At 66.4% G+C, this 24,220-nt stretch carries 20 protein-coding genes, 1 tRNA gene and 1 pseudogene; 11 read left to right on the top strand and 11 right to left on the bottom strand.

The window, feature by feature from the left end; all coding sequences use genetic code 11:
• The 4 genes and pseudogenes from D2V17_RS21230 to D2V17_RS05355 form a co-directional block, all read left to right on the top strand.
• Positions 1 to 230: pseudogene (locus tag D2V17_RS21230) on the top strand (heavy-metal-associated domain-containing protein); the annotation flags it as partial.
• Positions 231 to 248: 18 nt separating this feature from the next.
• Positions 249 to 857 carry a P-loop NTPase family protein gene (locus tag D2V17_RS05365; protein WP_119592066.1) on the top strand — a complete coding sequence of 203 codons (609 nt, stop codon included), beginning with the start codon at positions 249 to 251 and terminating at the stop codon, positions 855 to 857.
• A gap of 40 nt (positions 858 to 897) precedes the next feature.
• Positions 898 to 1,608 carry a serine O-acetyltransferase EpsC gene (gene epsC, locus D2V17_RS05360; RefSeq protein ID WP_119592065.1) on the top strand — a complete coding sequence of 237 codons (711 nt, stop codon included), beginning with the start codon at positions 898 to 900 and terminating at the stop codon, positions 1,606 to 1,608.
• Positions 1,608 to 1,967, top strand: a complete 360-nt coding sequence (locus D2V17_RS05355; RefSeq protein WP_119592064.1) for a DUF2794 domain-containing protein — start codon at positions 1,608 to 1,610, stop codon at positions 1,965 to 1,967. The genes epsC and D2V17_RS05355 overlap by 1 nt, the downstream gene beginning before the upstream one ends.
• Positions 1,968 to 2,104: 137 nt before the next feature.
• Here the strand turns inward: D2V17_RS05355 and gph are convergent, their stop codons facing one another.
• On the bottom strand, positions 2,105 to 2,779 hold the full coding sequence (gene gph, locus D2V17_RS05350; protein ID WP_119592063.1) for a phosphoglycolate phosphatase: 675 nt from the start codon (positions 2,777 to 2,779) through the stop codon (positions 2,105 to 2,107).
• 73 nt (positions 2,780 to 2,852) lie between these two features.
• Here gph and glmU point away from each other — a divergent pair, with 73 nt between their 5' ends.
• The 4 genes from glmU to D2V17_RS05330 all read left to right on the top strand — a co-directional run bounded on the left by glmU (position 2,853) and on the right by D2V17_RS05330 (position 9,185).
• On the top strand, positions 2,853 to 4,211 hold the full coding sequence (gene glmU / locus D2V17_RS05345; protein ID WP_119592062.1) for a bifunctional UDP-N-acetylglucosamine diphosphorylase/glucosamine-1-phosphate N-acetyltransferase GlmU: 1,359 nt from the start codon (positions 2,853 to 2,855) through the stop codon (positions 4,209 to 4,211).
• Between the two features lies 1 nt (position 4,212).
• Positions 4,213 to 4,857 carry a hypothetical protein gene (locus tag D2V17_RS05340; RefSeq protein WP_119592061.1) on the top strand — a complete coding sequence of 215 codons (645 nt, stop codon included), beginning with the start codon at positions 4,213 to 4,215 and terminating at the stop codon, positions 4,855 to 4,857.
• Between the two features lie 86 nt (positions 4,858 to 4,943).
• Positions 4,944 to 6,767: a glutamine--fructose-6-phosphate transaminase (isomerizing) gene (glmS, locus tag D2V17_RS05335; protein ID WP_119592060.1), complete on the top strand. Its 1,824-nt coding sequence runs from the start codon at positions 4,944 to 4,946 to the stop codon at positions 6,765 to 6,767.
• A gap of 69 nt (positions 6,768 to 6,836) precedes the next feature.
• Positions 6,837 to 9,185, top strand: a complete 2,349-nt coding sequence (locus D2V17_RS05330; protein ID WP_245978553.1) for a putative bifunctional diguanylate cyclase/phosphodiesterase — start codon at positions 6,837 to 6,839, stop codon at positions 9,183 to 9,185.
• Positions 9,186 to 9,329: 144 nt separating this feature from the next.
• Here D2V17_RS05330 and purQ read toward each other — a convergent pair whose 3' ends face one another.
• From purQ to purC, 4 genes are all read right to left on the bottom strand, one after another.
• Positions 9,330 to 10,001: a phosphoribosylformylglycinamidine synthase subunit PurQ gene (gene purQ, locus D2V17_RS05325; RefSeq protein WP_119592059.1), complete on the bottom strand. Its 672-nt coding sequence runs from the start codon at positions 9,999 to 10,001 to the stop codon at positions 9,330 to 9,332.
• The gene (gene purS / locus D2V17_RS05320) at positions 10,001 to 10,237 is read right to left on the bottom strand and encodes a phosphoribosylformylglycinamidine synthase subunit PurS (protein ID WP_119592058.1); all 237 of its coding nucleotides are present in this window, start codon (positions 10,235 to 10,237) and stop codon (positions 10,001 to 10,003) included. Before purS ends, purQ begins: the two co-directional genes overlap by 1 nt.
• Before the next feature lie 130 nt (positions 10,238 to 10,367).
• Positions 10,368 to 13,247, bottom strand: coding sequence for a M16 family metallopeptidase (locus D2V17_RS05315; RefSeq protein ID WP_119592057.1), 2,880 nt, complete (start codon positions 13,245 to 13,247; stop codon positions 10,368 to 10,370).
• A 68-nt stretch (positions 13,248 to 13,315) separates the two neighbouring features.
• On the bottom strand, positions 13,316 to 14,122 hold the full coding sequence (gene purC, locus D2V17_RS05310) for a phosphoribosylaminoimidazolesuccinocarboxamide synthase (RefSeq protein ID WP_119592056.1): 807 nt from the start codon (positions 14,120 to 14,122) through the stop codon (positions 13,316 to 13,318).
• Positions 14,123 to 14,307: 185 nt separating this feature from the next.
• Here purC and D2V17_RS05305 point away from each other — a divergent pair, with 185 nt between their 5' ends.
• Positions 14,308 to 16,557, top strand: coding sequence for a TonB-dependent receptor (locus D2V17_RS05305; RefSeq protein ID WP_119592055.1), 2,250 nt, complete (start codon positions 14,308 to 14,310; stop codon positions 16,555 to 16,557).
• A gap of 75 nt (positions 16,558 to 16,632) precedes the next feature.
• Here D2V17_RS05305 and D2V17_RS05300 read toward each other — a convergent pair whose 3' ends face one another.
• Both D2V17_RS05300 and wrbA read right to left on the bottom strand, forming a co-directional pair.
• A complete protein-coding gene (locus D2V17_RS05300; protein WP_191229083.1) occupies positions 16,633 to 19,095 on the bottom strand; it encodes a PhoX family protein in 2,463 nt (820 codons plus the stop codon).
• A 111-nt stretch (positions 19,096 to 19,206) separates the two neighbouring features.
• A complete protein-coding gene (wrbA, locus tag D2V17_RS05295; RefSeq protein WP_119592054.1) occupies positions 19,207 to 19,809 on the bottom strand; it encodes an NAD(P)H:quinone oxidoreductase in 603 nt (200 codons plus the stop codon).
• Between the two features lie 191 nt (positions 19,810 to 20,000).
• Here wrbA and D2V17_RS05290 point away from each other — a divergent pair.
• Positions 20,001 to 20,075: transfer RNA gene (locus tag D2V17_RS05290), tRNA-Phe, on the top strand.
• Between the two features lie 25 nt (positions 20,076 to 20,100).
• Here D2V17_RS05290 and D2V17_RS05285 read toward each other — a convergent pair.
• Genes D2V17_RS05285 through infA form a run of 4 tightly spaced genes read right to left on the bottom strand, consistent with a single transcriptional unit; the run spans position 20,101 to position 22,075 of the window.
• Positions 20,101 to 20,271: a DNA gyrase inhibitor YacG gene (locus D2V17_RS05285; protein ID WP_119592053.1), complete on the bottom strand. Its 171-nt coding sequence runs from the start codon at positions 20,269 to 20,271 to the stop codon at positions 20,101 to 20,103.
• Positions 20,268 to 21,221: a ribonuclease gene (locus D2V17_RS05280; protein ID WP_119592052.1), complete on the bottom strand. Its 954-nt coding sequence runs from the start codon at positions 21,219 to 21,221 to the stop codon at positions 20,268 to 20,270. Before D2V17_RS05280 ends, D2V17_RS05285 begins: the two co-directional genes overlap by 4 nt.
• The gene (locus D2V17_RS05275) at positions 21,214 to 21,813 is read right to left on the bottom strand and encodes a Maf family protein (RefSeq protein WP_119592051.1); all 600 of its coding nucleotides are present in this window, start codon (positions 21,811 to 21,813) and stop codon (positions 21,214 to 21,216) included. The genes D2V17_RS05280 and D2V17_RS05275 overlap by 8 nt, the downstream gene beginning before the upstream one ends.
• Before the next feature lie 10 nt (positions 21,814 to 21,823).
• Positions 21,824 to 22,075 carry a translation initiation factor IF-1 gene (gene infA / locus D2V17_RS05270; RefSeq protein ID WP_119592050.1) on the bottom strand — a complete coding sequence of 84 codons (252 nt, stop codon included), beginning with the start codon at positions 22,073 to 22,075 and terminating at the stop codon, positions 21,824 to 21,826.
• Between the two features lie 247 nt (positions 22,076 to 22,322).
• Here infA and D2V17_RS05265 point away from each other — a divergent pair.
• Positions 22,323 to 24,220 (top strand): porin family protein (locus D2V17_RS05265; RefSeq protein ID WP_483950101.1); only part of this gene is annotated, 1,898 nt, incomplete at its 3' end.

The following is a 24,220-nucleotide window of genomic DNA, read 5'->3' as shown; positions in this document are numbered from 1 at the left end:
GCTACAGCGTGCAGGTCGCCACGCCCAATGCGGGGGCCTTCGATGCGGCGCTCAGCGCGGTGCGCGGCACGCCGGGTGTCAGCGCTTCGGCGGTCACCAGCACGGCCATCGGCGGCACCTCGGTGCTGCGCGTGACCTTCGCGGGCAGTCTGTCGGACTTTGCCGCGGCGCTCAGGGCACGCGGCTGGCAGGTGACCGAGGGCACGGGCGCGCTGTCGATCACGCGCTAGCCGCGAGGCAGCCCGGTCATGGAGCAAATCGCCCTTCCGCTCAGCCCCCGCTCCAGCGGGCCTGCCGCTATCGTGGTCGGCAATGCCAATGCGCGCGTGGCCGAGGCGCTGTCTGCGCCCGGTTCGTGGCCGTTTCGCACGGCCGTGCTCACCGGGCCGCCGCGCTCGGGCAAGAGCCTGCTCGCGCGCTGGTTTGCCGACAGCGGGCAGGGCGAGGCCATCGACGACGCGCAAGACCTGCCCGAAGACGCGATCTTCCACCGCTGGAACCGGGCGCAGGAAGCGGGCACCCCGCTGTTGATCGTGGGCGGCACCCCGCCGTGGGAAATCACCTTGCCCGACCTGCGTTCGCGGCTGGGCGCGGCCTTGCAGCTCGCCATCGGCCAGCCCGACGACGCCATGGCCGCCGACCTCATCCATTCGCTGGCGCAGGAGCGCGGGCTGGCGCTGGGGCCGGGCGCGGCAGACTATCTGGTGCCGCGCGCTGGCCGCTCGTGGGCTGAGCTTGAGCGGCTGGTGCTGGCGATCGACCGCTTGTCTCTCGAACGAAAGACCCCACCTACGCTCGGCATCTGGCGCGCCGCGCTGGAGGAAGTGACCGGTCCGCAAGAGCCGCGGATGCTATGATCTTGCCCCTTGCGGGTTTTGGTGAGAAACTGGGCCAGCTATGTTTGACCGTCTGATTTCCTATCTGGACTCGGTCCGGGCGCGCGATCCGGCACCGCGCTCGCGCTGGGAAATCCTGCTCTATCCGGGCTTCTGGGCGCTGGCGATGCACCGCGTGGCGCACTGGCTGTTCGAGGCGCAGATGTTCTTCCTCGCGCGGCTGGTGAACCACACCGCCCGCTGGATGACCGCGATCGACATTCATCCCGGCGCCACGATCGGCAAGCACTTCTTCATCGACCACGGCTTCACCGTGATCGGCGAGACGGCGGTGATCGGCAACAATGTCACGATTTACCAGTGCGTGACGCTGGGCGGCACCAACCCCACCAACGGCAAGGGCGGCAAGCGCCACCCGACGCTGTGCGACAATGTCATCATCGGCGCGGGCGCGCAGGTCATCGGGCCGATCACCGTGGGCGAACGCGCGCGCGTGGGCGCCAACGCAGTGGTGACCGACGATGTGCCCGATGGCGCGACGATGATCGGGCTCAAGGCGCGTTCCACGCTGGTGCCGGCGGAAACCTGGCTGCGCGAGTTCATCCCCTATGGCACCCCTTGTCAGGAGCCGTGCGAAGAACCGCGAGAAGCCGGTTCGAGCGAGCGGGTGAAGCAGCTTGAGGCGGAAGTGGCCGAGCTGCGCCAGCTGGTCGAGGCGCTGGCCGCTGAGCGTCAACTGCCCGATGCCCGCAAGAGCGGCACCGACTGTTGATGCAGCCGGGCGGTAACGGGGCCACTATCGTTCCCTTTCCCGGCGGTCGCCAGCCGCAGCAGGTGGGGTTCGACCGGCTGGAACTGACCCGCATTCTCGATCTGTACGGGCGGATGGTCGCAGCCGGAGAGTGGCGCGACTATGCGATGGATTTCTCGAAAGACTGCGCCAGCTTCGCTGCCTTCCGCCGCACCGCTGACGTGCCGCAGATGCGGATCGAGAAGCGCCCGGCGCTGCGCCAGCGGCAAGGCATGTGGGCGCTGTTCGGCGAGCACGGGCAGGTGCTGAAGCGCGGTCACGAGCTGGCCGGCGTGCTCGCCCCGCTTGAGCGGCGGCTGGTAAAGGCGGTCGAGGACTAGCGTCTTAGACATTGCCCCCACCCCCAACCCCTCCCCTTGGGGAGGGGTTGGGGGTGGGGGCTCGACCTTGGTGCTGGATGCTGGCGGGGAAACTCGATCCCAACCCTTCCCCAAGGGGAAGGGCCTTGCCCGAGGCTCTAGCCCAGTTTGGCGAGCGCCGCTGGAAGATCGTCAAAGTGGTCGATCAGCACATCGCCGCCGAGGTCGCCCACCGGCACATCGTGATAGCCGAAAGACAGCGTCACCACCGGCACCCCGGCGTTGCGTGCGGCGCGCACGTCATAGGTCGAATCGCCAACCATCGCCGCGCGCGTGCCGCCGCAATCCTTGATCGCCGCCAGCAGCATGTCGGGCTCAGGCTTGCCGCGGCCGGGGCCGCAGGTATCGCCGCCGTAGATCGCGGCAAAGTGGCGCGTCATACCAAGCGCCTCGATCAATTGTCGGGCAGGCTGTTCGAGCTTGTTGGTGCAGACCGCCAGCTTGCAGCCCTTTGCGGCGAGGTCGTCCAGGGCGGCGATCACTCCGTCGAAGGCGACCGTGTTGTCGGCAATATGGGCCCAGTAGTGCGTGAGCAGCACATCGTTCAGCTCGGCCACGCGTTCGTCGCTCGGCTGTTCGCCCTTGGCTTCGAGCGCGCGCCGCAGCATCAGCCCCGCGCCGCCGCCGATAAAGTTGCGGATCTCGCTCTCGGGGATGGGCTCGTACCCGGCGAAAGCCAGTGCGTGGTTGACCGCCGGGGCAAGGTCGCGGTTTGAATCGACGAGGGTGCCGTCGAGGTCGAACAGGATCGTATCGAAAGGAAAATCGCTCATATGGGGGCATGTGGCGAAGGCCGGTGGAAACCGCAATGGTTTGGTGGCATGGCCGCCTCAAGGAGAAAGCTGCATGACGTCGATCGCCGCCATTGTTCTCGCCGCCGGGAAGGGCACGCGCATGAAAAGCGCGCGCCACAAGGTGCTGCACGAGATTGCCGGGCGCGCGATGATCGACCACCTGCTGGCCAGCGTCGAGGCGCTCGGGCCGGAGCGGCTGGTGACTGTGGTGGGCGAGGCGCGCGAGCAGGTGCAAGCGAAGCTGGGTGAGCGCTCGGCCTTCGCGGTGCAGGAGCCGCAGCTCGGCACCGGCCATGCGGTGCTTCAGGCACAAGGCGCGCTGGCGGGGTTCGAGGGTATTGTGCTGGTGCTCTATGGCGACGTGCCCTTCGTGCGCACCGCCACCATGCAGGCGATGATCGCGCGGCTGGAGGCGAAGGATGCGCCTGCCGCCGTGGTGCTCGGATTTCAGCCTGATGACGCGCTGCGCTATGGCCGGGTGATCGCCGATAAGGCGGGCGCGATCTCCAAAATGGTCGAATACAAGGACGCCAGCGCGGATGAGCGCGCCTGTACCCTGTGCAACTCCGGCCTGCTCGCCGCGCGTGCCGACGAATTGTTCGCGCTGCTGGCGCGGGTCGGCAACGATAATGCGCAGGCCGAGTTCTACCTGCCCGATATCGTCAATATCGCGATTGCCGATGGGCGCACCTGTGCGGTCGTCACCACCGACACGCCCGACGAGGTGGCCGGGATCAACAGCCGCGCCGAACTCGCCGCTGCCGAGGCGCAGTGGCAGCAGCTGAAGCGCGAGGAGGCGATGGCTGATGGCGTAACGCTGCGCGCGCCCGAAACGGTGTTCTTCAGCTGGGACACCGAGGTCGCCGCCGACGTGGTGGTGGAGCAGAACGTGGTGTTCGGTCCCGGTGTGACGGTGGCAAGCGGCGCGCGCATCCGCGCCTTTTCGCACCTTGAGGGCGCGAGCGTGGGCGAGGGCGTCGAGGTCGGCCCCTATGCCCGGCTGCGCCCTGGCGCGAAGCTCGAAGCGGGCAGCAAGGTCGGCAACTTCGTCGAGATCAAGAACGCCACGCTCGGGGTCGGGGCCAAGGCCAACCATCTCACCTATCTCGGCGATGCCACGGTGGGCGAAGGCGCGAATATCGGTGCCGGCACCATCACCTGCAATTACGATGGCTATTTCAAGCATAAGACCACGATCGGCCCGCGGGCCTTCGTCGGCTCGAACTCGGCGCTGATCGCGCCGGTGACGATTGGCGCGGATGCCATCGTTGCGGCGGGCAGCGCGGTCAGCCGCGACGTAGCCGATGGCGAACTGCGCATGGTCCGCGCCGAACAGCTGGTGAAGCCGGGCTGGGCCGACCGCTTCCACGACGCGATGAAGAAGAAAAAGAAGGACGTGTCGGGCAAGTAAGATGGCGAGATCGATCGGTTTGGCGCTTGTGAGCGGTGTCACTGCAATGGTGCTGAGCGCCTGTTCGAGCGAGGCGGATAGTCCGGTCGCCACCGCCTCTGAGGCTCCGTCGCCTGCCACTGCCACCCCGGACGAGGAAGCGCCGGACAATGGCCGCGTTCCGCTCACCGCCGGAACGACGGCAGCGCAAGCGACGACGCTATGCGCTGCCGACGAAGCGCAGATGTTCAGCTGCACCCTGCGCGGGGGCAGGATTGCATCGGTGTGCCTCGCCCAAGGGGCACAGGGCGAGTTCGCGCAGTATCGCTTCGGCCGTCCGGGCGCTGCGCCCGAGCTGGTCTGGCCGACCAAACCGGGTGAGCAGATCGAATGGGCCTCGGCGCCGTATTCGGGCGGCGGTGAGGCGCAGATGAGCTTTGCCGTGGGCGATGTGCGCTATGTGGTTTACAGCAAGGTCGTGCGGACCAACTTCACCCCCGGCGAGACCAACGATCCTGCCATAACCGACGGCGTGGTGGTGCTTCGTTCGGGGAAGGTGGCGGCCCGGTTCTCCTGCGATGGGACGGAGCTGAAACCGGTTGATGTCAATGCTGCGCGCGCCCATCTGCCCGAAGCAGGCGATCTGTTCACCTACGATACCGAATAGGCCGGGCAAGGCGCAGGCAAAGCCGAAACGGCCTTGCCGCCAGCCGGCCTTTCCGGTGCTCATCATAGTAAGTCTGGAGTTCTCGAATGTGCGGAATCATTGGCATCGTTGGCAACCAGTCGGTTGCCCCGCGGCTGGTCGACGGGCTGCGGCGGATGGAATATCGCGGCTATGACAGCGCGGGTGTCTGCACCTACCACGATGGCCAGCTGATCCGCCGCCGCGCGCAGGGCAAGCTCCTGAACCTCGTCGCCGAGCTGGAGCGCAATCCCGCGCCGGGCACTATCGGCATTGCGCATACCCGCTGGGCCACCCACGGCGCGCCGACTGAAAACAACGCCCACCCCCATGCCACGCCTCAGGTCGCGCTGGTGCACAACGGGATCATCGAGAACTTCCGCGAGCTGCGCGAGGAACTGCGCGGCACCGGGCGCACCTTTGAGAGTGAAACCGACACCGAGGTCGTCGTCCATCTGATCAGCCGCGAAATCGAGGCGGGCAAGACCCCGCAGGAGGCGGTGCAGGCCGTGCTTCCGCGTCTGCGCGGAGCCTTCGCGCTGGCGATCCAGTTCCGCGACTATCCCGATCTGCTGATCGGTGCGCGGCTCGGCTCGCCGCTGGTGGTGGGCCACGCTGACGGGGAGACCTATCTCGGCTCGGACGCGCTGGCGCTGGCCCCGCTGACGCAGGACATCACCTATCTCGAAGAGGGCGACTGGGTGGTCGTCACCCGCGAAGGGGCGCAGATCTTCGACGCCAGCGGCGCCGAGGTCGAACGCGAACAGACCCGCTCGGGCGCAACGGCTGCCGCGATCGAGAAGGGCAACTATCGCCACTTCATGCAAAAGGAGATCTTCGAGCAGCCGACCGTGGTCGCCCAGACCCTGCGCTCCTACCTGCGCCCGGTCGAACAGCAGGTCGCGCTGCCGCAGATCGACTTCGACATCTCGGCGGTGAACCGCGTAACCATCGTCGCCTGCGGCACCTCCTACTATGCCGGGATGGTGGCGAAATACTGGTTCGAACAGTTCGCCCGCGTGCCGGTCGACATCGATTTCGCCTCCGAGTTCCGTTACCGCGAGCCGGTGCTGGAGGCGGGCGGGCTGGCGCTGTTCATTTCGCAGAGCGGCGAGACCGCCGATACGCTCGCCGCGCTCAAGCACTGCAAGGCCGAAGGGCAGGTCATCGCCGCCGTCGTCAACGTGCCGACCAGCTCGATGGCGCGCGAGGCGGACCTGCTGCTGCCGACTCACGCCGGGCCGGAAATCGGCGTCGCCTCGACCAAGGCCTTTACCTGTCAGCTGGCCGTGCTGGCCGCGCTTGCCGCGCATTTCGCGGTGAAGAAGGGGCGGCTCGATGCCAGCGAAGAGGCCGAGATCGTGCGTCATCTGCTCGAAGCGCCTGCCGCGCTCAATGCCGCGCTCGATCATGACGAGACGATTGCCGCCATGGCGCACCTCGTCGCCCCGGCGCGCGATGTGCTCTATCTCGGGCGCGGGCCGGACTTCCCGCTGGCGCTCGAAGGTGCACTGAAACTCAAGGAAATCAGCTATATCCACGCCGAGGGCTATGCTTCGGGCGAGATGAAGCACGGCCCGATCGCACTGATCGACGACAAGGTGCCGGTGATCGTGTTGGCGCCCTCGGGTCCGCTGTTCGAGAAGACGGTCTCGAACATGCAGGAGGTGCAGGCGCGCGGCGGGCAGGTGATCCTGATTTCGGATGAAGAGGGCATCGCCGAGGCTGGCGAGGGCTGCATCGCCACAATCCCGATGCCGAAGGTCCACCCGCTGATCGCGCCGCTCGTCTATGCGGTGCCGGTGCAGCTGCTCGCCTATCATGTCGCCTGCGCCAAGGGCACCGATGTCGACCAGCCGCGCAACCTCGCCAAGTCGGTAACAGTCGAATAGATCAATATAATCGGTTTCTGGCTCAGGCGCTTTACGGGGCACTAACCAATTGCTCGCTATTGGCGAGGGGTGAGTGACGGGCATTCCGATCTGCCGAAGCTGCCGTTGCGCCTGAGCGCATTGCAGGTTCTGGGACTGAAGGACACCAAGGGCGGTGACTGGTCGCGCCTGCGGAGCCTCCAGTATGCCTCCTTGTACAAGGAGGCGCTTGCCCGCGCCGTGGCGAATGCCGGGGCGGTGCTGGTGGCGATTTCGATCTTTTCCACCCATGTGAACGGCGTGGTGCTGTTCCTGTGGAGCCTGGCGCAGCTCTCGGTGATGCTGATCCTCGTTCGGATCGATCGCAAGTTCGCCAGCCTCGATAGCCGCCCGATGCTGCGCAGCGAGTTCTATGGTCACATGCTCGCCATAGGCGCGCTGGCGGCCTTGTGGGGTTTTGCCCTGCTCGATTTCGTGCCGCAGGGCGAGTTGGTTGACCATTTCGCGCTGTGGGCGATCGTGGCCATGCTGGTTGCGGGCGCCTCGGCGACCTTGAACCCGGCTCCGGCGAGCCCGGCCTTGTTTGCTTTCATGACCGGGATCGCGGGCACGATTTCGTTCCTTGTGGCGGGTGACTGGTATTTCGTGGCGGTCTGCGCTTCCTTTGCCTGCATCGCCGTTGGCAGTGCGGTTTCGACCGGTCGGGTCCACCTTGCCGCGCGGATTGCCGAGGTGGGGGTGGCGGAAAAGAGCGAGGTCGTCTCGCTGCTGCTGCGCGAGCATGAGGCCAACGAGGCCGACTGGCTGTGGCAGATCGACATCAACCGCAAGGTCCGCTCGCCCTCTCCGCGCTTTGCCTATGCGCTTGGCCGGGATCGTGCGGCAATCGAAGGCGTGCCGCTGCTGCGCCTGATCGCGGGCGAGAGCCCGCGCGAGGCGGCTGAAGAGGAAGGCCTGCGCCAGCTGGCCGAAAACCTGAAGCGATGCGAGAATTTCTCCGACCTGCTGGTGCAGGTGCAGCTGCCTGACGGCCATCGCTGGTGGCAGCTTTCAGGCGCGCCGATCATTGACGAAAAGGGCAATTTCCGCGGGTTCCGCGGGGTCGGCTCGGATGTGACCGCCCAGCGCGATCGCGACGAGAAAATCGCATACCTCGCGCGCTATGACACGCTGTCGGGCTTGCCGAACCGCTTGATGCTGAACGAGGCTCTGGGCGACGCGCTGCGCTATTGCGAGCAGTGGAAGACGCGCTGCGCATTCCTCATGATCGACCTCGACCGCTTCAAGTCGATCAACGATTCGCTTGGCCACCAGATGGGCGACCGCCTGTTGGCCAAGGTCTCGCAGCGGCTCGCCTCGGTGCTGGGCGAGGGCGAGATGTGCGGCCGCCTCGGCGGTGACGAATTCGCCGTCGTGATCCGCGATGCGGGCAAGATCGGCGATGTCGCCCGGCTGTGCGAGGCGATCATCACCAGCCTGTCGAAGCCTTACAACCTCGATCACCACACCCTGTTCATCGGCGCCAGCGTCGGCTCCGCCGTGGGCCCGCGCGATGGCTCGACGGTGGAAACGCTGATGCGCAATGCTGACCTGGCGCTTTATCGGGCAAAGGACGAGGGCGGCAACGTCCACTTCAGCTATGTCCCCTCGCTTCACGCCGAGGCCGAGGAGCGGCGCGTGCTCGAAGGGAGCCTGCGCCGCGCGATTGCCAACAACGAATTGCAACTGAACTTCCAGCCGGTGGTCGACGCGAACAGCGAGGATGTGGTTAGTTTCGAGGCGCTGCTGCGCTGGAACAGCTGCGAGCATGGCATGGTCAGTCCGGCCAAGTTCATCCCGCTTGCCGAAGATACGCGCCTGATCGTGCCGATCGGTAACTGGGTGCTGCACAACGCCTGCCGCGAGGCGGCCAAATGGCCGTCACAGGTGAAGATCGCGGTCAACGTATCCGGCGAGCAGCTGCTCGAACCCGACTTCGCCGACGAGGTGGTGCGGGCGCTGGCCGAATCGGGCCTGCCGCCGCAGCGGCTCGAAGTGGAAGTCACCGAAAGCGTGTTCCTGCGCGACGGGCGCACCGCGCGCGAGACGCTGGAGAAAATCCTCGCGCTTGGCTGCACGGTGGCGCTCGACGATTTCGGCACCGGCTATAGCTCGCTCGGCTATCTGCGCTCCCTGCGTTTCTCGACCATCAAGGTGGACCGCAGCTTCGTGCTCGGCGCGAGCGAGGGGAGCCAGGAAAGCGTCGCGATCATCAACGCCGTGGTCGCCATGGCGCGCAGCCTCAACATGACCACCACCGCCGAGGGGGTGGAGGATCAGGAGCAGGCACGGATGATTCGCGATCTCGGCTGCAACAAGATCCAGGGCTATTACTTCGGGCGCCCGATGGCCGCCGAAGACGCCCGCAAACTGCTGCGGATGAAGCGCGAAGCGGCGTAGCTCGTTCGGGCGAGCATCCTCGGCTGCGAATCCCTCGCTAGTTACGGGGCATCCTTCGACAAGCTCAGGACAGGCTCTCCTGCGGGCGCGCGGCCGCGCTTGCGGCCCTTCGGCAGCGAAGATCGTAACTGGCGGTCAGTCGCCTCAGGCGACCGCGAGGCTCGCGAGAATGCTCTCGAACATGGCGCGGCCGTCGCTGTTGCCATGGGCATCCTCGATGGCGCGTTCGGGGTGCGGCATCATGCCGAGCACGTTGCCGGCCTCGTTCAGCACACCGGCAATGTCGCGCTGCGAGCCGTTCACCGTCTCGCCATAGCGGAAGGCTACGCGGCCTTCGCCTTCGATCCGGTCGAGCGTCTCGGCATCGGCGAAGTAGTTGCCATCGTGGTGCGCGACCGGGATACGGATCGTCGATCCGGTCTCATAGCCGCTGGTGAACAGGCTCTGGCCGTTCTCGACCGTGAGCGGCACGGTGCGGCAGACGAAGGTCTGTCCGGCATTGCGCATCAGCGCGCCCGGCAGCAGTCCGGCCTCGGTCAACACCTGGAAGCCGTTGCATACGCCGAGCACCGGCACGCCGCGCTCCGCCGCCGCGACCACGCTGCGCATGATCGGGCTGTTGGCCGCCATCGCGCCGGAGCGCAGATAGTCGCCGTAGGAGAAGCCGCCGGGCAGGGCGATGAAGTCGAGCCCGTCGGGCAACTCGGCATCGCCGTGCCAGACGCGCAGCGGCGCGGTGCCGGAAATCTTCTCGATTGCCACCGCCATGTCGCGGTCGCAGTTCGAGCCGGGAAAGGTGATGACCGCGGCGCGCATCAGGCGGCAACCTTCTCGATGCGGTAGTTCTCGATCACCGTGTTGGCGAGCAGCTTCTCGCACATGTCGGCGAGCACTTCGTCGCTGGTGGTGTCGGCCACTTCCAGCTCGATCAGGCGGCCGATGCGCACGTCCTCGACGCCGGCAAAGCCGAGCCCATCAAGCGCGTGGTGCACAGCGCGACCCTGCGGATCGAGCACGCCGGGCTTCAGGCTGACATGGATGCGGACTTTCATGGGCTTTCTCGCGAATGGAATTTCGGACCGGGTGTGACCGGCCTATGGCTATTGCCGCGCCTGCGCACAAGGGGGCAGGTGGCGTGAACCACAGCCGATGTGACAAATGCGCTGCGCACGGCAGAGGTGGCTACTCGCCGGGACGCGGCATCACCGCGATTTCGAGCCGCTCGTCGGGCACGAGGAAGCGCTGCGCCGTCGCGGTGAGGTCCGCCGCGGTGAGCGCGGCGATCTTGGCCCGCCCGGTGAGGAACCGCTCGGTCCGCCATGGCTCGGACTGAACCTCGTCGGCGACCTGTAGCCAGCCGGCGTTGGTCTTGAGCAGGTTGTCGTAGGCCTCCAGCAGCGGCTGGCGGGCGCGCAGCAGCAGGTCATCGTCGATCCCGCCATCGCGCAGCCTGCCGAGCGTATCCAGCATTGCCTCGCGCGCTTCGTCGACATGCTCCGCGTTAAGCGAGGCCGAGAAGCCGAAGGTGCCGTAGCCCGGATAGGTGCGCGACTGTGAGGCATTCGCCGAGGGCGAATAGGTCTGACCCAGCTCCTCGCGCAGCGAATCGGTGAGCGCGATCCGCGCCACCCGTTGCAACAGTTCGAGCCTGAGGTTGGTGTCGTGATCCTTGTCGTCGGTGGTCGGCCAGATCATCGTCAGGCTGGCCTGATCCGCGGGCCCATCGTGATAGACCACCCGCGGCGAGCGATCCTGCGTGAATGTGCGCGTGAGGTTTTCGGTATAGGGCCGGAACGCAGCCTCGCGCTGAGGCAGGGCGCCCAGCGTGCGGGCCACCAGCGCAATCGCGCGGTCTTCGTCGATATCGCCGACGATGGTGAGTTCGATCGCGCCGTGGTCGAGCCGGTCGGCGATGCTTGCGCGCAGCTCGGCGAACGTCATGCCGAGATAGGCGTCTTCGTCCTGAAAGGAGAAGCGCGGGTCGCCATCGCTGATGATGCGGCCGCGTTCGAAACCGAGCGCGGCGGCGGGGGTGGCGCTGCGGCGGGCGAAGAAGGCGCGCACGTTCTGCCGCGACTGCGCCTCGCCTGCCGACCGGAAGCCCGGATCGCTGATCGCGGCGGCAAACAGGTCGAGTTGCAGTTCGAGATCGTCGGGCGTCGTGCCCGCGCCCATCTGGAAGCGCGATTCGTTCGAGGCAAAGCCGAATGACACGTTGCGCCCGGCAAGGATCGACAGCAGCTCGTCATAGCTGTGCTCACCTAGCCCGCCCTGCGGCAGGAACGAGGCCAGCCCGGTTGCCAGCGGGTTTTCTCGGGTGTTGAGCAGGTCGCCGCCATCGAGGTTGAGCCGCAGGAGCACGCGGTCGGCCTGAAGGGCGGTCTGCTTGAGGTTGAGCATCACCCCGTTGGCGAAGGTGATTTCGCGAATGCCCAGCTCTGGTACGCGCGCATCCTTCACCACCACGCCGGGGGTGCCGAAATCCTGATAGGCGAATGCGCTCAGCGCCTCGTCGGCGGGCGGACTGACTTCGCGCGCCATGCCCTCGGTCCATGCCGTGCGCAGCGCGTCGGCACCGCCCTCGGGGGCAGCTTCGCCTTCGTAGCGGATCAGTGGATCGTCGAGCGGCACCACCTCCTCGCGCAGTGCGGCCAGCACCGTCTCGGGGGTGATCTCGGGGGCGTGGGCGGTGAAGCGTTCGAGCGCCGTCTCGGGCGTGGTCGGCACCTGTCCGTCGCGCAGCAGTGTGACCGCGCCGGTGACGAAGGTCGAATTGGGGCGGGTGGCAGCGCCTGCTGCATTGGCGGTGATCGCGGCGCGATAGTTGGCGAGCTGCTCGGCCACTTCAGCTTCGGTGAAGCCGAAGGTCAGCGCGCGGCGATACTCCTCCTGCGCCGCCTCCAGCCCGCGCTCCCACGCGCCCGAGATGGCATAGACGGTGAGCGAGGTGGTGCGCCCCTCCTTGCCGACATCGCTGGTGGACAGCCCTGCCGCGCGGAACGGCGGATCGTCGCGCCGGGTCATCCGTTCAAGCCGCCGGTTGATGATGTCGTAGCCGATGGCGCGCCGTAGCCTGACACGCCGCGCCTCTTCGGTGTCGGGCCCGCCGAGCCAGGGGCCGTGGCGGCTGACCGTGATGCGCTGGGCGAGCGCGGGGTCGAGATAGATGGCGGTCTTGCCGGCGAGGTTGACGTCTACCGGGCCCATCCTTGCGGCGGGCACCGGCGGTTCGGCCTGCCAGCTGCTGAAGCGCTCGCGGATCATCGCCTCGACCGTGTCGGCATCGTAATCGCCAACGACGATCAGCGCGACATTGTCGGGCCGGTAATAGCGCTCCCACAGGGCCTTCAGTCCGGTGCCGGTGGCCGCGCTGACGGTTTCGGGCAGGCCGCCAGGAAAGCGCTGCGCCATGGCCGAGCCGGGATAGCTGAACGCCAGCGAATCCTTGGCCGAGCGCTGCTGATAGGTGTCGCGCACCGAGATTTCGGAGAGGATAATCCCGCGTTCGCGCGCCACCGCCTCCTCGTCGAAGGTCAGCTCGCTGGCAGTCTCGCGCATCAGCATCAGCGCGGTGTCGAGCAGTGCAGTGTCGTTGCGCGGCAGGTCGAGCCGGTACAGCGTGGTATCGAACCCGGTGGAGGCATTGGTATCGGCCCCGAAGGCCAGCCCTTCGCGTTCGAGCAGCTTCACCATCTCGCCCTCGGGCAAGTGGGTCGAGCCGTTGAAGGCCATGTGTTCGATATAGTGCGCCCAGCCTTGCTGTTCGTCGGTTTCGGCTGCGGAGCCGAAGTCGACCCACAGCTGCACCAGCCCTTGCCCCGGCGGGGTGGCATTGGGGCGAATGATGTAGCGCATCCCGTTGGCGAGCACGCCGGTGCGATAGGCAGGGTCTTTCGGCAGATCGCTGGCGGCGAAAGGCCAGGGATCGGCGGCAGCGGCCACCGGGGCCTCGGCCGCATATTCGGGCGCCTGTGCCGCCGCCGGGGCGGTGAGGGCAAGCGAGAGGGCGAGCGCGGGGGAAAGCGTCGCGAAGAGCCGCGCGCGATAGGCAGGACGTGTCATTGCCGCCCTTGTGGCGGCAATGAGCTGAACCTGCAATGATTGCGCAATGACAGCGCGCGCGGGGGCCCTTACTTCTTCGGCTTGCCCGGCGTCGGACGCATGCGCGAGCGCATCGCGTTCATGTCGACCACTTCGCCGGGGCCGTTGTCGTCGTCCTGCAGCAGGCCGAGGCGGCGGGCGACCTCCTGATAGGCCTCCTGCTCGCCGCCCATGTCACGGCGGAAGCGGTCCTTGTCGAGCTTCTCGCCCGTCTCGAAGTCCCACAGGCGGCAGTTGTCGGGGCTGATCTCGTCGGCGAGGATCACCCGGCTGTAGTCGCCGTCGAAGATGCGGCCGAATTCGAGCTTGAAGTCGACCAGACGGATGCCGATGGCGGCGAACATCCCGCACATGAAGTCGTTCACGCGGATCGCCATCGCGGCGATGTCCTGCATTTCCTCGGGGCCGGCCCAGTTGAAGCAGGCGATGTGCTCTTCGGCGACCATCGGGTCGTTCAGCTCGTCGCTCTTGAGGTAGTACTCGATCAGCGTGTGCGGCAGCGGCTCGCCTTCCTCGATCCCGAGGCGCTTGGAAATCGACCCGGCGGCCACGTTGCGCACCACCACCTCAAGCGGAATGATCTCGACCTGCCGGACCAGCTGCTCGCGCATGTTGAGGCGGCGGATGAAGTGGGTGGGGATGCCGATGTGGGCGAGACGCGTGAACACGTGCTCGCTGATGCGGTTGTTGATCACGCCCTTGCCGTTGATCGTGCCCTTCTTGGCGGCGTTGAAGGCGGTGGCGTCATCCTTGAAGTACTGGATCAGCGTGCCCGGTTCGGGGCCTTCATAGAGGATCTTGGCCTTGCCTTCGTAGATCTGGCGGCGACGGGACATGGGGCAAACCTCGTGATTGGAGAACAATGTCTGCGAACAAAAGCGAGCGCCCCGGCGAACGAAGACTCACTGTCTCCGCATTAGCCGGGGCGCTAGGCGGCACCCTATACACGCGGCGTGGCGCTCTGGCAATTGCGGCATGGTGCCGATGCGGGTAGGGGGCGGCGAACGATCAGGGGAGTGTTATGAGATATTCACACATGCTCGGCGTGGCGACGGTTTTTGCCATCGGGCAGCTTGCCGCACCCGCGCTGGCGCAGGAGCGTGATCGGGCGAACGAGGACGATGTGATTGTCGTCACCGTGAAAAGCGAGCCGACCGCGCTGATCGACTATCCGGGCGCGGTCACCGCCATCGACCAGAGCGAGCTTCAGGCCCGCGCCATCGCCGATATTTCCCAGCTTTCCTATGCCGCGCCGAACGTGGCGCTCGACACCATCGGCACCTTCAAGGGCGTGGCGAACTTTGCGATTCGCGGGCTGGGCATCAATTCCTCGATTGCCTCGATCGATCCCGCGGTGGGGCTGTTCGTCGATGGAGTCTATCTCGGCGTCAATGCTGGCACGGTCTTCGATTCGGTCGATATCGCGCGGGTCGATATCCTGCGCGGGCCGCAGGGCGTGGCCTTCGGCCGCAATGTGACCGGCGGCGCGGTGCTGGTCGAGACGGGTGAACCGACCGACCAATGGGAAGGCCATGCGCGCCTCGCTTACGAGGGGCCGGTCGATTCGGGGCGCGGCGCGGGCATGTGGAGCGCGCGCGGCGTGGTCTCCGGGCCGATCAGCGATGCCGTGGCGATCCGGCTGGCCGCGCTGCACAGCGACGATGCGGGCTATTTCAAGAACCAGTTCGACGGCAGCAACTTCGGCAAGACCGAAACCACCGTGCTGCGCGGCGCGATCCGTGCCCGGCTCAGCCCCGCGTTCACGATCACCGCCAAGGGCGAATATACCGATGTCACCGGCGACGGCGCGGCGGGCCACAACAACGGCCTGTTCCCGCGCGACACCTTCGACCTTTCGCTCGACGAGCGCGGCTTTCACGACAGCGAGACCGGCTTTGCGGTCGTCCGCGCGGAGCTGGAGCTGGGCGAGGGCAAGCTCACCAACATCTTCGGCTGGCGATCCTACGATATCTCCACCCGCAACGATATCGACAGCTCGCCCAATCCGATCTTCTCGTCGGACACCCTGACCACGCAGGAGCAGTTCTCGAACGAGCTGCTCTATTCACTCGCCAGGGATGGCTGGCGGCTCTCGACCGGCGGTTACTGGTTCACGCAGGATGTCGGCTATGACGAGATCCGCAACCTCGCCACGCCGCAGTTCGGCGGGGGCAAGCAGAAGCACGACGTGCTCGGCCTGTTCGGCGAGCTGGGCTTCGATCTGACCGAGCGGCTCACGCTTACCGCGGGCCTGCGCTGGTCGCGCGAGGTCAAGGACGCCGAGGTGACTTACGTGCGCGCGCGGCCCGAATGTTCGGTGATCGCGGGCACCTGCCCGATCACCGGCGAGCGGGTGCCGGACGAGAACAACGGCTTTGCCGACAAGCGCGCGTGGGAGAACTGGTCGCCCCGGCTGGTCGCGAGCTACGCCGCCAGCGAGGGCGCGCGGGTCTACGCCAGCTGGTCGCGCGGTTATCGTTCGGGCGGTTACAACTTCCGCATCACTCAGCCCGCCTCTTTCGAGGAGGTCGCTGCCGCGCTCGGCTCGCCTGCCTATGACGAGGAACGGGTCGACACCTTCGAGCTGGGCGCCAAGTGGCAATCGCCGGGCCGCGCGGTGTTCCTGCAGGGTGCCGTGTTCCGCAGCGAGGTTGACAACATGCAGCGCGAGGTCGTGGTGGCGAGCGCCACCTCTGGTCTGGCGCAGTCGGTTTACAACACCGCCGATGCGCGCATCACCGGCTTCGAGGGCGAGGCTACGGTCCGCGCCGCACCGGGGCTCGATCTGGCCGCGAACCTCGGGTTCATCGACGCCGACTATGTCCGCGTGTTTTACGACATCTCGGGCGATGGCGCGATTGACGGCGCTGACGTCGCACTCGAACTGCCGCGTGCGCCGCGCTGGACCTGGGGCGGCAGCTTCACCTACGAAGCCGACCTGTGGGGCGACAAGTTCGTCCGCGCCTTCGCGACCTTCCAGCACCGCGACCGCTTCGCCTATTCGGACAACAACTTCGGCTACAATGACGCCGCCAACCGGGTCGACGCAACACTCGCCTTCGGGTGCCGCACCTGCGGGATCACGCTGAGCCTGTTCGGGCGCAACCTGCTCGACGAGGTGCAGTTTGGCGGCGATGTCCCGCTCTCGTTCTCGGGTGGGCCAAATTCCAATGGCGTGGATCGCCCGTTCGATCCGCACCCGGCGCAGGGCACCTTCTCGCCGATGGCCAAGGGCCGCGTGCTCGGCGTGGCGCTCGATTTGGATTTCTGAGCCCGTCTGAAAACCGGAAAGAAAAACGGCGGGGATCGCTCCCCGCCGTTTTCGTATGTGGCGGTGGCGCAGGCCTCAGAGGCCGACGATCCCGCCACTGTCCCGCTTGACGACAACCACCGCCGAGCGCGGACGGCCCGAGGCGGTGCCGCTCTGGCTTTGCGGCCAGTTGCTGCCCGGTGCATCGTAGGTGCCGTTCTCGCCCGGATGCTGGATGCCCACGAACAGCGTGCGCCCGTCGGGCGTGCTGTCCACACCGGTGATCTCGCACTGCTTCGGCCCCACCAGGAAGCGCTTGAGCGTCGCCGCCGTGGCTGCGGCACCGGCAATCGTGGTCTGCTGCGCGGTCGCGCCGGTCGAGTCCTTGTTGGTGATGGTGACATTGCTGCCATCGCCGACATGGCCCGGCAGCGCGGCCAGCATCATGCAGTTGGTGCGGTCGGTCAGCGCGCCGTCGTCGGTCTGGATCCACAGCAGCGGATTGATCTGACCCGCCGCATTCTGATCGCGCGAGAACCACAGGCCGTCGGGGCTGGAGAAGTCGTTGTCGGCCGTCAGTCCCGAGATGTTGACGTTGGCGTCGGCATCGGCCGAGTCGGCACCGAACAGGTAGATGTCCCAGGCAAAGCCGGTGGCCGCGCCATCGTCGCCCGCTTCGCGCAGGCGGATGATGTGGCCATTGGGGTTGCCGTACTGGTTCGAGCTGCCCTTCGGGTCGTTGTAGTGGCGCGGGTTGGCCGCATCGGTGCCGTTCAGCGGACGGTTCGAGGCGTTGTTGTTGGTGAGCGTGAGGTAGACCTCGCCGCTGACCGGGTTCACCGCGGTCCATTCGGGGCGGTCCATCGGCGTCGCGCCCACCGCGTCGGCCGCAAGGCGCGGGTTGACGAGGATGTCGGCCTGGCTCTCGAACACATATTCGGGGAAGCCGCCGGTCGCCGGACGGTTCGGCACCTGGCCGAACACCAGCGGGAGCCAGTTGCCGGTGCCATCGGCATTGAACTTCGCGACATAGAGCGTGCCATTGTCGAGATACTTGTCGCCCACCGCGAGGCGGTTCGAGGCGTTGGCGTCGGCGGCATCCCAGTTCGTCGCCGAGACGAATTTGTAGAGGTACTCACGGCGCGAATCGTCGCCCATGTAGACGGCCACCTTCTTGCCCGGCGTCAGCTTGCCCACCCATGCGCCTTCGTGACCGAAGCGGCCCAGCGCGGTGCGCTTGCGCGGCGTGGTGCCGGGGTTGTACGGGTCGATCTCGACCACCCAGCCGAACTGGTTGGGCTCGTTGCGATAGTCGTCGGTGGCAGCGCCGGTGCCGGCGCGGGCGTCCCAGCGGGTGAAGATGTCCTGCGTGGGCGTGGCGCTCGACCAGGCATAGTTGCCGGTGGAGCTGCGCACACCGTAGCGGGCAAGCGCGGTCTGCTCGCGGTCGCTGCGGTTGGCCGTATCCTCCTCCGGGCCCGAGCTGGGACGCTTGAAGTAGCCGGCCCAGTTCTCTTCGCAGGTCATGATCGTGCCCCAGGCGGCATAGCCGTTGGCGCAGTTGTTGATCGTCCCGCGCCCGGCGGTGCCCGACGGCGAGTACTTGGTCTTGAGGTAGTCGGTCCCGGCAACCGGGCCCTTGAAGGTGGTGGCCGTGTTCGGGGTCACGCGGCGGTTGAACGCGCTGTTCTGCACGTAGGACCACTTGCCCGTTCCATCATCCTTCACCTCGACAAAGCTGAGGCCGTGGCACTCGATTTCCTTGATCGCCTCGGCAGCGGGGCGTGGGCCGGACGAAAGGTTGGTCGGGCCGTTGGGGTGGAGGTAGGTCTCGGTGATGTTCTCGTGGTTCTGCACCAGAATGCCGCGCGCGCTGGCGCTGTAGTCACGCTCGCCGGCGGCGTTGAGGCCGAAGAAGTGCAGCGCATCGCCATGGTCGCCGATGCGCGAGGCGAAGTCGGTGTCGGTGCCGTCGTTGGCATAGGCCGAGGTGCCCGCGATGATCGGGTCGCCCAGCGCGGTGAGCACGCTGACCGAATATCCGGCGGGAACCGTCACCACGTCGTCGAGGTTCTTGGCCACTGCATTGAAGTTCAGCGCCGCCGGGCTGACGGTGATGACCGTCTCGTCACTTTTGGTGCCGTTCTCAGCCGAGAAGCGGAAGGTGAGCGGGGTGGCCGAAGCGACCGCCGGGGCGACGAAGGCGACCGTATTCTGGTCGATCTGGATCAGCGCGACTTGCACGCCGCTGACCTGCGACCAACTGTTGCCGCCGGTGCCGCCCGTGACCGTGCCCTTGAGGGTGACGTAGTTGCCCGAGGTGGTGGCGGCATCGGCCCCTGCATTGACGGTGATGGCCGAGCCCTTGGGTGCGTCATCGTCGTCGCCACAGGCCGAGAGGAGGGCGGTGCCGAATACGGCAACAGCGCTGGCCTGCAGACCGCCGAGAATGGTCTGCCGACGCGAATAGCGATCGTCGATAATGGCGTTGAGCGAGCGGTTGCCCGATTCGTTGGTATCGACGTCGCCGTCGCTGTAGCCGATTGAGATATTGGACATAATGACCCCCATTCAGGAACTGGTGTGCCTGAATTAGGGGATCATTTTGACGTCCAGTGGTCCGTTTGCGGGCAACTTGGCGACGATTTTATGTCCAATCGGTGTTCGCGATCAGCTTGCGAGCTTGGCCGCCGTCGTGCCGACGCGCTTGCCGAGGTAGCGGGCTCCGGCCAGTTCGGTGTCGCTCGGCTGGCGCTTGCCATCGGGCCCGGCAATGGTGGTTGCGCCGTAGGGTGCGCCGCCCTTGACCTCGTCGACGCCGTTCTGGCCCTCAAAGCCATAGTCGAGCCCGACGATGGTCATGCCGAAGTGGAGCAGGTTGGTGATCATCGAGAACAGCGTCGTCTCCTGTCCGCCGTGCTGCGAGTTCGACGAGGTGAACACCGCACCCGGCTTGCCGATCAATGCGCCCGAAGCCCAGACGCCGCCGCAGGTGTCGAGGAACGAGGCCATCTGGCTCGGCAGGCGGCCGAAGCGGGTGGGAGCACCGAACACAACGCCATCGTAATTGCCGAGCGCATCCGGCCCCTCGATCAGTGGATGGTTCTCGTTATGCGAGAAACCGAAGTTCTCGACGATCTCGGCAGGGGCGGTTTCGGGCACGCGGCGGATGTCGCATTCGGCGCCGCTCTCCCGCACGCCGTCTGCGACCGCCTCAGCCATCTGCGAGGTGTGACCATAGGACGAATAATAGAGCACGAGAACGCGGGCCATGAGGTTTCCTTCGTTTGGAGGGGTTGCCAGAGGCAATGGGCGAGACCCCGCCCAGGTTCCGGCTTTGGGAAAATTTGCAATGATCGCAAGAAAAGCGCTGGAAGGCTCTTGCCAAGCTCGCGCAGCTTCGCCATAGGGCCGCTTCCAATTTGCTCGCCGGGCGCTTCGAAGATGTCCGACGCAGGAGCAATGCCTGGGTAGCTCAGTGGTAGAGCAGACGATTGAAAATCGTCGTGTCGGTGGTTCGACTCCGCCCCCGGGCACCACTCCCCTCAAGGGGAGCGGTGTGAATTATCCCTCTTTAGCAAGATCCTCGGGATCGGCAGGCGGGCCGGGCAAGGCATAGCCGTCGCCGAACCACTGCGCGAGGTCGCGGTCGCGGCAGCGGCTGGAGCAGAACGGGGAGAACTCCGCACTGCGGGGTTTCTTGCAGATCGGGCAGGGACGTGTGCTTGCAGTCATGATGTGAGTAGCTGGGCCTGCGGGGCCTCCAGCGCAAGGGCCGGGTCCACTTCCAGCCGGACTTGCTTGCCGGTGCGGCGCGCCAGCTCATTGAGCCATTCGGGCTTTATCTTGGCTTTCAGCGCCGGGTGGACGCGCAGTGCGAGTATTGCGCCCGTACCGTCCACCCGCTCGCCCACACGCAGCGCATAGCGCGCGGCCAGCCCGGTGCGGCTGGTGGCGAAGCGGTGCAGCAGCGACGGGCCTTCGAGCCGTGCCACGATATGCACGAAGCCGAAGCCGTTGATCGCGGTGCGTTCGTGCGGCCAGCCTTCCAGTGCCTGTCCGAGAGCCTCGTCGACAGCCTTGCGGTCGGCCTTGGCAGCGAGGGTTGGAAAGTCGATCCCGATCGAGCCGCCCAGATCGAGCAGCGGCACGGCTTCCGCCAGAGCGGGGACAGCAGCGAGCGCCAGCTCGCGCGGGGGCAGGTCGCCATCGATATCGGCGAGCGTCATCGCCGGGGTGGCGCTGAACAGCAGCGCGCCGCCGGGAAAGGCGATTTCGCCCGATGAGGCATTGTGCCAGACCTCTTCCCACATGCCTGCGGGGAAGCGATGCACCTCGCGTCCCTCGGTAAAGGGTGACGGGCTGGCAGCCTGTCCCTCATAAAGCCGCCCCTGCGCGCGTTTGAGGCGACCACGCTCGGCGATGCGGGCGCGGGTTATCAGGATCTGGCAGGTCGAGCCTTCGGTCACGCTGGGCGGGAGGCGGTCGACCAGCACCTCGGTGCCGTTATCGGTGAGCGCGGTGCCGCGCTTTGCGCCTGCCTGACGGGCGATCAACCTGGCGGACACCACAGCGCCCGCCACCAGCTCACCCGGCCATTGCAGTTTCGCCGCCAGCACCCGGTCGCCCTCGACCAGCAGCGCGCGGTCTTCGCCGATCCCGCGCTCGATCAGCCACTCAGCCAAGAGCGAACCCGGCGGCCTTGAGCAGAGCGCGCGTTTCGTACAGCGGCAGGCCCATCACGCCCGAATGGCTGCCCCTGATCCATTCGATCAGCGCCTCAGCCTGGCCCTGAATGGCATAGCCGCCGGCCTTGCCCTCCCACTCGCCGCTGGCGATGTAGCTTTCGATTTCCTCGTCGGAGAGATGCTTGAACTTCAGCTGCGTCTCGCTGAGCCGTTCGCGCATGCTGCCGTCAGGCGCCATCAGCGCCACGCTGGAGAGCACGCGGTGGCGGCGGCCGGAAATCAGCGCCAGACACTTGCGCGCGGTCGCCTCGTCCTCGGCCTTGGGCAGGATGCGCCGTCCGCAGGCAACCACCGTATCGCCCGCCAGCACGAAGCCGCTGCCATCGTGCGCGGCCCGCGCCTTCTCGCGCGCCATGCGCTCGGCATAGGGGCGGGGCAGCTCGCCCTTGTGCGGGGTCTCGTCGATCTCGGCGGGGGCAACCGCATCGGGCGCAAGGCCGAGGCGGCCCAGCAGATCGCGCCGCCGCGGGCTCGCCGAAGCGAGGATCAGGCGCCGTGCGGGCGTGGAAGCGGAAGGTGTTGCGGCCATGCCGCGCGCCTTAGCCGGTGTAGCCGGGCGGGCCGCCGCGACCGGGCATGAAGCGATAGGTGATGCGCGCCTTCGTAAGGTCGTACGGCGTCAGCTCGCACAGCACCTCATCGCCCACCAGCACGCGGATGCGGTTCTTGCGCATACGCCCGGCGGTGTGACCCAGAACTTCATGACCGTTTTCAAGCTCAACCCGGAACATCGCGTTAGGCAGCAGTTCGACTACCTTGCCGCGCATTTCGAGGAGTTCTTCTTTGGCCATATAACGTCCGGTGCTTTCTGTAACTCGGGAGGCGAGTGCGCGGCGCCATAGACTGCCAAGGGGCAAAAGGGAAGAGGGGCGGCAAATTGCCACGACATTCCTGCACAGAGCCTTAGCCTGCGTGCAATCTGCGATACAATTGCGACACTTTATTACCCCACATTGCTTGTGCCCTGTTGCCCCGCAGCACATACGCCATCGCGGGGGACGGGAAACATACTTTCAATTGCGTGAGGTAAGCTTGTCGTTGTCCCATCAAGTCAGTCGGCTGACGCTGGCCGTGGCGCTTGCCGCAGTGCCGGTCTTTCCGCTCGCCGCCGAGAGCGCGCCTGCCGCGCAGGCCGGGGGGCAGCCCGAAACCGGCCCCGAACCCGACGATCAGACCTATGACGAGGATACCATCGTCGTCAGCGGTGCGCGGGTCATCGGGCAGGTCGATGCGCCGCAGCCGCCGATCCTCGAACTCGATGCTGCCGATATCGCCGCTTATGGCGCTGGCTCGCTGTCGGAGCTGATCGAGGCACTCGGCTCGGACGTGTCGAGCAGCCGCGGGCGCGGTAGCGGCGGGCCGGTGTTTCTCGTCGGCGGCGTACGCATCGCCTCATTCCGCGAGATGCGCAGCTTTCCGCCCGAAGCGATCGAGAAGATCGAGGTGTTCAGCGAGGAAGTGGCGCAGCAATATGGCTATTCGCCCAATCAGCGCGTGGTCAACCTCATCCTCAAGGACAACTTCTCCAGCCGCGAAATCGAGGTCGAATATGGCCAGCCGTTCGACGGAGGCTTCTCGACGCAGGAGCTGGAGGGCACCTATGTCCGCATCGACGGGCCGAGCCGCCTCAACCTGAATCTCGACTGGAACAATTCGAGCCTGCTGACCGAAGGCGAACGCGGCGTACTCCAGGCTGAAAGCAGCAAGCCCACCTTCTCCACCGACCCCGATCCGGCCGACTACCGCAGTCTCGTCGCCGACAGCGCCAGCCTTGAGGCGACGCTCAACTGGGCGATGAGCCTTGGCGCAGGCACCTCGCTCAGCGTTAACGGCACGTTCGAGCGCGAGGACAGCCTGCGCCTGCAGGGTCTCGATACGGTGACGCTGACCGATGGCACCGACACCGTGCTGCGCGCGTTCAACGAGGGCAATCCGATCACTGTCGATCGGCGCACCGACACATATTCAGGCGCGGCCACGCTCAATTTCGGGCTGGGCGACTGGGAGATGACCGGCACCGCCGACGCCACCTTCGCCCATGCGCGCAGCGTGATCGGGCAGCGGATCGGTAGCGAGGGCACTCAGGCGATGCGCGATGCCGCCGAGGCGGGCACGCTGCCGCTCGATGCCGATCTCACCGGCCTGTTCGACCCCGCCGGCAGCGACACCGCGCTGACCGACACCTACACCATCAACACGCTGCTGACCGCCCGCAGCCTGCCGCTCTACCTGCCGGCGGGCGATCTCTCGGTCACGCTCACCACCGGCTATCGCTGGAACGGCATCGACAGCGAGGACACGCGCAACCCCGGTGTGACGACCGACCTCAATCGCGGGCGCTTGCAGGCGGGCGTCAACCTCGGCGTGCCGCTGACCAGCCGCGACGAGGACTTTCTTGGGGCGCTCGGCGATATCAGCCTCAACCTCAGCGCCGGGGTGGACGATCTTACCGACTTCGGCACGCTCACCAACTGGACCGCAGGCGTAACCTGGGGGCTGACCGACAAGCTGACGCTCAACGCCAGCTACATCAATCGCGAAGATGCGCCTTCGTTGAGCGAACTCGGTAGCCCCGAGATCCGCACGCCCAACGTGCCCTTCTATGACCTTGCGCGCGAAGAGACGGTGCTCATCGAGACCATCTCGGGCGGCAACCCGAACCTCGCGAAGCAGACCCAGAGCGACTGGAAGGTCGGCCTGCAATGGGAAGTTCCGGTGTTCGACCGCTCGAACCTCACCATCGACTATATCCGCAACCATTCGGAGAACGTCAGCGGCAGTTTCCCGACGCTGACCCCGGCGATTGAAGCCGCTTTCCCCGACCGCGTGACGCGCGATCTGGTGACTGGCCAGATTATCAGCATCAACCAGCGCCCGGTCACTTTCGCCGAGCAGGATGTCGAGCGGATCGCGGTCGGGCTCAACTTCTCGGGCCA

It is taken from the genome of Aurantiacibacter xanthus (genome assembly GCF_003584015.1).
GTDB classification, from domain to species: Bacteria; Pseudomonadota; Alphaproteobacteria; order Sphingomonadales; family Sphingomonadaceae; genus Alteraurantiacibacter; species Alteraurantiacibacter xanthus.
Note: the sequence above shows the minus strand (reverse complement) of the source record. Positions and strands in the feature narration are given on the sequence as shown.

Coding starts and splice junctions, on each gene's coding strand:
- D2V17_RS05365 (WP_119592066.1), top strand. CDS start 249: ATGGAGCAAATCGCCCTTCCGCTCAGCCCCCGCTCCAGCGGGCCTGCC.
- epsC (WP_119592065.1), top strand. CDS start 898: ATGTTTGACCGTCTGATTTCCTATCTGGACTCGGTCCGGGCGCGCGAT.
- D2V17_RS05355 (WP_119592064.1), top strand. CDS start 1,608: ATGCAGCCGGGCGGTAACGGGGCCACTATCGTTCCCTTTCCCGGCGGT.
- gph (WP_119592063.1), bottom strand. CDS start 2,779: ATGAGCGATTTTCCTTTCGATACGATCCTGTTCGACCTCGACGGCACC.
- glmU (WP_119592062.1), top strand. CDS start 2,853: ATGACGTCGATCGCCGCCATTGTTCTCGCCGCCGGGAAGGGCACGCGC.
- D2V17_RS05340 (WP_119592061.1), top strand. CDS start 4,213: ATGGCGAGATCGATCGGTTTGGCGCTTGTGAGCGGTGTCACTGCAATG.
- glmS (WP_119592060.1), top strand. CDS start 4,944: ATGTGCGGAATCATTGGCATCGTTGGCAACCAGTCGGTTGCCCCGCGG.
- purQ (WP_119592059.1), bottom strand. CDS start 10,001: ATGCGCGCCGCGGTCATCACCTTTCCCGGCTCGAACTGCGACCGCGAC.
- purS (WP_119592058.1), bottom strand. CDS start 10,237: ATGAAAGTCCGCATCCATGTCAGCCTGAAGCCCGGCGTGCTCGATCCG.
- D2V17_RS05315 (WP_119592057.1), bottom strand. CDS start 13,247: ATGACACGTCCTGCCTATCGCGCGCGGCTCTTCGCGACGCTTTCCCCC.
- purC (WP_119592056.1), bottom strand. CDS start 14,122: ATGTCCCGTCGCCGCCAGATCTACGAAGGCAAGGCCAAGATCCTCTAT.
- D2V17_RS05305 (WP_119592055.1), top strand. CDS start 14,308: ATGAGATATTCACACATGCTCGGCGTGGCGACGGTTTTTGCCATCGGG.
- D2V17_RS05300 (WP_191229083.1), bottom strand. CDS start 19,095: ATGTCCAATATCTCAATCGGCTACAGCGACGGCGACGTCGATACCAAC.
- wrbA (WP_119592054.1), bottom strand. CDS start 19,809: ATGGCCCGCGTTCTCGTGCTCTATTATTCGTCCTATGGTCACACCTCG.
- D2V17_RS05285 (WP_119592053.1), bottom strand. CDS start 20,271: ATGACTGCAAGCACACGTCCCTGCCCGATCTGCAAGAAACCCCGCAGT.
- D2V17_RS05275 (WP_119592051.1), bottom strand. CDS start 21,813: ATGGCCGCAACACCTTCCGCTTCCACGCCCGCACGGCGCCTGATCCTC.
- infA (WP_119592050.1), bottom strand. CDS start 22,075: ATGGCCAAAGAAGAACTCCTCGAAATGCGCGGCAAGGTAGTCGAACTG.